Annotated in this window: 8 protein-coding genes; all 8 read right to left on the bottom strand. The window is 51.4% G+C overall.

The window, feature by feature from the left end; genetic code table 11:
• Positions 1-460: 460 nt before the first annotated feature.
• Positions 461-1,393, bottom strand: coding sequence for a hypothetical protein (locus FYJ51_RS11405; RefSeq protein WP_154505739.1), 933 nt, complete (start codon positions 1,391-1,393; stop codon positions 461-463).
• Entirely contained in the window at positions 1,393-1,935 is a 543-nt protein-coding gene (locus FYJ51_RS11410; RefSeq protein WP_105304144.1) for a GNAT family N-acetyltransferase, read from the bottom strand. The genes FYJ51_RS11405 and FYJ51_RS11410 overlap by 1 nt, the downstream gene beginning before the upstream one ends.
• 308 nt (positions 1,936-2,243) lie before the next feature.
• Positions 2,244-2,969, bottom strand: a complete 726-nt coding sequence (gene trmD, locus FYJ51_RS11420; protein ID WP_154505741.1) for a tRNA (guanosine(37)-N1)-methyltransferase TrmD — start codon at positions 2,967-2,969, stop codon at positions 2,244-2,246.
• A complete protein-coding gene (gene rimM / locus FYJ51_RS11425; protein WP_154505742.1) occupies positions 2,966-3,475 on the bottom strand; it encodes a ribosome maturation factor RimM in 510 nt (169 codons plus the stop codon). The genes trmD and rimM overlap by 4 nt, the downstream gene beginning before the upstream one ends.
• Positions 3,476-3,512: 37 nt before the next feature.
• Positions 3,513-3,761, bottom strand: a complete 249-nt coding sequence (locus tag FYJ51_RS11430) for a KH domain-containing protein (RefSeq protein ID WP_105304148.1) — start codon at positions 3,759-3,761, stop codon at positions 3,513-3,515.
• Between the two features lie 5 nt (positions 3,762-3,766).
• Positions 3,767-4,051: a 30S ribosomal protein S16 gene (gene rpsP, locus FYJ51_RS11435; RefSeq protein ID WP_105304149.1), complete on the bottom strand. Its 285-nt coding sequence runs from the start codon at positions 4,049-4,051 to the stop codon at positions 3,767-3,769.
• 87 nt (positions 4,052-4,138) lie between these two features.
• Positions 4,139-4,780, bottom strand: coding sequence for a pyroglutamyl-peptidase I (gene pcp / locus FYJ51_RS11440; protein WP_105304922.1), 642 nt, complete (start codon positions 4,778-4,780; stop codon positions 4,139-4,141).
• Positions 4,781-5,006: 226 nt separating this feature from the next.
• On the bottom strand, positions 5,007-6,410 hold the full coding sequence (gene ffh, locus FYJ51_RS11445) for a signal recognition particle protein (RefSeq protein WP_154505743.1): 1,404 nt from the start codon (positions 6,408-6,410) through the stop codon (positions 5,007-5,009).
• Between the last annotated feature and the right edge of the window lie 232 nt (positions 6,411-6,642).

Raw genomic sequence — 6,642 nt, forward strand, 5'->3', positions numbered from 1 at the left:
TCCCCCTGGTCGTACTGACCTGCACGCTTCCAGAGAAAGTTCATACCGGTATGCACTTTTCTCGGTGCACTTTCATCATACCCGGGCAGCGGAGAATTTATAGTCATTTTTAGCGAAAAATCAAAAATTCAGGGCAACAATGAAAATGAAAAATGTAAGAAGTGCTTCCAGATAGGACGATTTAATGCCGTTTCCGAGCTTAGTTGTTCTGATTTTCAAGAGAAACAGGTAGATTTGTCCTATCATTATCGAAATCACAGTTTTTCAAAATATTTGTAGGACAAAACAAGGATAGATGGTCCTACCTATCCGAGCTTTCATTCTGTAATCAGGAAAAAGAAAAAGCGGGCCGGCCGCTCGGTTTCCCGCTTCATTACGATGATTTCAGAGATATTCCATGATTTCCGAACGGATGAATAGGTATGACCTATTCCCGGAAACAGGATCAATTGGTTCCTTTTCAGTCTCCGCTGTCTGTCTTTTCCGTTCCGCTCTTCTTCACGAGCACGTCATAAGTTCCGCCGATTTCGGTGATCGTGATCTTCTTCGGAGCCACCGCTTCATAGCCATCCGGAATCTCAACTAAGCTGTCAGTGCCATCGGTCTTGTAGGTTCCAGCCTTCAATTCAGTTTCAGAAGTATCTACATTCTTTCCAGTCAGATCAACGAAATTGATCGTGACCGGGTGTTCTGCTTCGCTTGTTTTCTGCACAAGCATGATCACGGAGTTATACCCCGCTTCGACCTTGATCTCGTTTTTGCTCAGAAGCTCATAGCCATCCGGTGCAGCCGCGGCATCTTTCCGGGTTCCGGCCGCAAGTTCCAGATTTTCTGATCCTGCTTCGGTTCCATCTTCTGTGAAATACGTGATATCCACTTCATACAGCGGTTCAGCACTGGAAGAAGGTTCCGGAGTGGCAGAAGCTTCCGCTCTGAGTGCTTCCAGCTGTGCCTGGTAATCCGCCAGGCTCTCAAGACGGTATCCAATCGAGACGCCGTTGATTGTCAGTTCGCCATTTTCATCCGTGCCGAGTTCTGCCATCTCATCAATCTGCTGTTCGGCCGAAGAAGGAACTGTGAGAACCAGTCCGGTGCCGTCTCCGTCAATCAGAATCTCTCCGTCTTTTCCAGTCGTGATCGATAGACCGGAAGAAGATTCTTCCGTTACTTCCATAGAAGCGGAAGCTTCTGGTTCGGCTGCTTTCTTCAGATCGCTGAGGGAAGCGAGTTCATACCAGCTGCCATCAGAGTCCTGCACTTCCACTTCGCCATTGCGGATCCGGATGCCGGAAGAATTGTCCGCTCCATCGGAGGAATCTGTTTCTCCCCATACCTTGTTTCCGGAAAACGGCAGCGCGGCTGCGCATACCGCAGCAATCATCCATTTTTTCATCAGCGTTCCTTTCTGCTTCCGGGATCTCCGGAATACTCATAGAAGATCAGATCAGGTTCTTCTTCCATCTCTCTGATCAAAGATGGAACCTCATTCATCTGCTTCATTCCTGACTTTCTCAGCACGGCTGCACTCGTCAGAGCAGAAGGATGGCAGGCAGCGACAATATGCATGAAGCCCTGTTTTCTCAGAAAAGGCAGCACCGCTTTCAGCGCTTCGGTCATATATCCGCGATTCCAGCAGTCATAAGAGATCGCATAGCCAGCATCTGCACAGGAAGCAGGAAGAGATACGGAAGCGTTGCATTCGCCGATGGCTCTGCCGTTTTCTTTCAGGACGATCGCCCAGTCATAGAAGTGAGCACGGGAGTAGTATGGAAGCCGTGCTGCAATGAACTGTTCTGCTTCTTCCAGGGAAGAAATAACGGGCTGATGCACGGCATCCATCACGCGAGGATCGCTCAGCCAGCAGAGGCAGGCTGCCGCATCCTGCGGTTCAAATGGTCTTAAGAGCAGCCGCTTCGTGGTCAGAATGGCTTCCATGTCACAGCCTGCTGGACCACTGAACGAGCACGCAGGTCAGTGCGCAGAACAGCAGGATCAGAATCAGATCGGTATTCATTTCAGTTTTTCTCCCGTTCTGCCGCGATGGAACACGTAATGCCTCACGACATTCGTGCAGATATAAGCCCAGGCAAGCNCTAATACGATGCCAAGATACCCAGTGAACAGACCGAGGCATGCAAAGGCAATGAAGATCAAGGCCGGAGCATAGCGGGAAACAAAGCTTTCGTCATTCATAAGACCATTTTATGCTTTTCCATGCGTTAAAAAAAGATCTGATCCATCGGTCAGATCTCTTCTCCTTCGTCATAGCGATCGAGGAGTTTGCGTTCTTCTCCGGTCAGCTCGTGCCGTCCAAAGAGGTCCGGTCTCCGTTCTCTGGTCCGGACCAGCGACTGCTGAAGACGCCATTTCCGGATCTTCTCATGATTGCCGCTCAGAAGGATCGCAGGGACCTGTTCTCCTTCATAGTCGGCGGGCTGCGTATACTGCGGGTATTCCAGAAGACCGTTCTCGTAGGATTCGTCTTCGGCAGAATCCGGGCGGATGCTGCCATGGAGCAGACGGATCACGGAATCCGAAATGACCATGGAAGCCAGCTCGCCGCCGGTCAGCACATAGTCGCCGATCGAGAGTTCTTCATCGACATGTCTGCTGATGCGCTCATCCAGTCCTTCATAGTGGCCGCAGAGCAGAATCAGATGAGACTTCCCGGAGAGCTCATGGGCTTTCTTCTGGGAATACGGAGTTCCGGAGGGGCTCATCAGAACGGTATAGCTTTCCGGAGTCCTTACGGAATTGATCGCATCGAGAACCGGCTGGCATTTCATAACCATACCTGCTCCGCCGCCGAATGGCGTGTCATCCACATGGCGGTACGTATCATGGGCAAAGTCGCGGATCTGGACAAGATCGACGGAAACGATGCCGCGGGCAATGGAACGGCCGACGATCGAAGTCTTCAGAAAGTCGCCGTACATCTCCGGAAACAGGGTCAGGATCGTGATTCTCATAAGAGGCCTTCCTCGGCATGGATCACGATTCTGCCTGCAGAAAGATCGACCTGCTTCACGAATTCCGGAATATTCGGAATCAGGGCATCTTTGCTGCCCTCTCTCCGAACCCGGAGATTGTTCTGGGCACCGCTGGTCTCTTCGACGGCCGTGACCGTGCCGATCAGGGTTCCTGCTTCATCATAGACTTGAAGACCGATGAACTGAGAACGGTAGTACTCTCCTTCCGGAAGCGTATGCTGGTCTTCTTTGCGGATGCACACCAGAGATCCCTTGAAAGATTCAATGCGGTTGATGTCCTGATAGTCTTCAAAGCTGACCAGGGAATAGCCTTTATGCGTGCGGAATGTCGCAACCTTGAATGGCGTATACGTATCGTTCTGCAGCAGGTAGACGGTATTGCCCTTCTGATAGCGCAGCTCGTCGAAGTCCGACCAGCTTTCGATCTTCAGTTCGCCTTTCAGGCCATGGGTGTTGACGGCTCTGCCGATGGTGATATATTCCATATTCTCCTCCGTCAGAAAAGGATGCAGATCGCATCCCTTACTGAACTTCTTCAAATTTGATCGTAACCCGCTTTTCTTCGGTGTGCGAAGCAACTGACATAACCTGGCGAAGCGCAGATGCCATGGAGCCTTTGTGACCGATCAGGCGGGCGATGTCATCGTTCTTTGCACGAACACGCAGAACGACACCGCGGCCGTCAGACGAATCCTCTGAAACCGAGAGGCTTTCCTTGTCATCCACCATCGGGGTGACAAGGTCCAGCAGTACCTTGTCCAGTTCAGCCATGGCGATTACTTCTTTTCCTTGCCGGTGCCTTTTTCGTCATGGAACTTCTTCATGACGCCCTGACGGGACAGAATGTTGCGGACCGTATCAGACGGCTGTGCGCCCTTGCGGAGCCAGTCCATTGCCTTATCAGCATCCAGGCGTACGGTTTCCGGATCCGTGGTCGGATCGAAGTATCCGATCGTATCGATGACGCGTCCGTCTCTTGCGAAACGGGAATCTGCTGCGACGATACGGTATCTCGGAGCCTTCTTGGCACCCATTCTTGTCAATCTGAGTTTAACAGACATGTGATTTCCTCCTTAGTGAACACAGATGATTATACGCAGGAAGAAAAAGGTGTCAAGGCTTTTTCCTTAACACCCCATAAGTGATTCTCAGTGCTCGTGGCCGCCAGTTACCTTGATGTCTTCTTCGTTGAGGACAATTGCTTCAATGGCAGCGGTGAGTCCCTTGACGATGTCAGAGAGGCTCATGCTCGGAACTCCGCGCTTGCCTACGGCCTGGCTGGTCATGAACGGAATATGGATGAACCCGCTCTTCTTGCCAGGATATTTATGCTCGCAGAGATATCTGACGCCATACAGCACATGGTTGCAGATGAAGGTTCCAGCGGTATCGGATACCGATGCAGGAATTCCTGCATCATTGATGTGCTTGACCATTGCTTTGATCGGCAGAGCGGAGAAGTAAGCAGCCGGGCCGTCTGCGTATACTGGCTCATCGATCGGCTGATTGCCTTCATTATCCGGAATGCGGCAGTCGTTGACGTTGATGCCGACGCGCTCTACGGTGATATCCGGACGTCCGCCGGCCTGGCCGACGGAGACGATCACATCCGGATCGCATTCAGCGATCTTGGCATCAATTCTATCGAGGGACTTGTAGACGACAGTCGGAATCTCAAGCTTGATAATTTCCGCTCCGGCAATCGTATCCGGAAGCAGCTTGACGGATTCAATGGCAGGGTTTACTTTTTCCCCGCCGAACGGATCAAAACCAGTAACTAGAATTTTCATGAAGTTCACTTTTCTCGCGTCCATTATACTCGGTTTCATGCGAGGGATTTGAATGAGCACTCTCAAATCAATATAGGCCGGACGGAATACAGAATGGAAGAATGGAAACTGGAACGCGGCGCAGAGACAGATCAAAGGAAAGATCAAGAAAATATTCCTGATTTTCCGGAATTTTTCCATGCGTGCAGACAGAAAATCTGCAGATTTCTCTGCAGATCTCAATCAATCAGAACTTGTATTTCTTCTTTTTCGAATATCCGGATGGCATCTGTTTCTGAGCAGAATTCATCATCTGTTCCAGATGATCTTCATCCAGCTTTCCGCTGCGGGACATGGAGCCGATCTGGCTCATGACTTTCTTCATCTTCTCATACTGGTTGATGCAGCGGTTGACATCGGTTAGAGTCGTTCCGGACCCGGCAGCGACCCGCCTCTTCATCGAGCCGCGCATCCGGGAAGGATCACGGCGTTCCTCCTTGGTCATGGACTGGATGATTGCCTTGGTATGCTTCATGGAATCCGATGCCTTGGCTTCATCGATCATATCGGAATACTGGGAGAAGCCCGGGATCATCTTCAGAATTCCGCCCAGCGGGCCGAGCTTCTGAACCTGCTCGAACTGCGACAGCATGTCGTCCATCGTGAACTCGCCATTCAGCATGCGCTGGCCGACGCGTTCTGCTTCTTCCATGTCCATCTTCTCCTGGGCTTTTTCTACCAGGGAGACGACATCTCCCATGCCCAGAATCCGGTCTGCCATACGATCCGGATAGAAGACATCCATGTCATCGATCTTCTCGCCTTCACCGACGAACTTCACCGGCAGCCCGGTAATTGCCTTGACGGAGAGCACGCCGCCGCCTCTGGAATCGCCATCGAACTTCGTGACGACCAGGCCGGTCAGCGGGAGCTGTTCCTGGAAGGTCTTTGCAACATTGACGATATCCTGGCCAGTCATGGCATCAACCGTCAGCAGGATCTCATCCGGATGAACGGATTCATTGATGTCCTTGAGTTCCTGCATCAGGGCTTCATCGATATGCAGACGGCCGGCAGTATCGATGAATACCGTGTCATAGCCATGTTCCTCTGCATAGACCATGCCATCCTGAACGGTCTTCAGCGCACAGGTTTCGGTTCCTTCCGTGAAGACTTCCGTATCAATCTCACGGCCGAGGGTCTGCAGCTGTTCAATCGCAGCCGGACGGATGACATCGGCAGCGATCAGAATCGGCTTGCGATTGTATTTCTTCTTTGTCAGTTTGGCAATCTTTGCAACGCTGGTCGTTTTGCCGGTACCCTGAAGACCTGCCATCATGATGACCGTGATGCCCTGTGGCTTGAACTGAAGTTCCGCCTGCTCGGTTCCGAGCAGATTCACGATTTCATCGTGAACAATCTTGACCAGCTGCTGGCCTGGTTCCACGGAACTCAGTACCTGCTGGCCTCTTGCTTCTTCACGGACTTTATTCAGGAAGTCCTTGACAACCTTGTAGTTCACATCTGCTTCGAGGAGTGCAACCCGCACTTCTTTCAGCATATCCTCCATGTTGGCGTCGGTAAGCTTGCCCTTGCCGGCGATATTGCGCATGGTCTTATTCAGACGATCACTCAGTGAATCAAATGCCATATTCTGCTCTCTCCTGATCTCCGGTTTATTCTACCATAGAAATCAGAGTTCCCGGGAAACGGTGAAATCCGCGGCAGCTTCTGCCGCTTATAAGCTGATTAAAGAAAAAAGCCGTATTTGCACAAGGGGGCTGAAAGGCATACGATTTAAGAGATCCGAGAGGATCTAGAAAGTATGCTTAGGCAGGCAGCCGTGTACTTTGGTGCGTGGTGGCCCTGCATGACTGCCTGCC

The organism is Stecheria intestinalis (assembly GCF_009696165.1).
In the GTDB taxonomy this organism is placed as follows: Bacteria; Bacillota_I; Bacilli_A; order Erysipelotrichales; family Erysipelotrichaceae; genus Bulleidia; species Bulleidia intestinalis.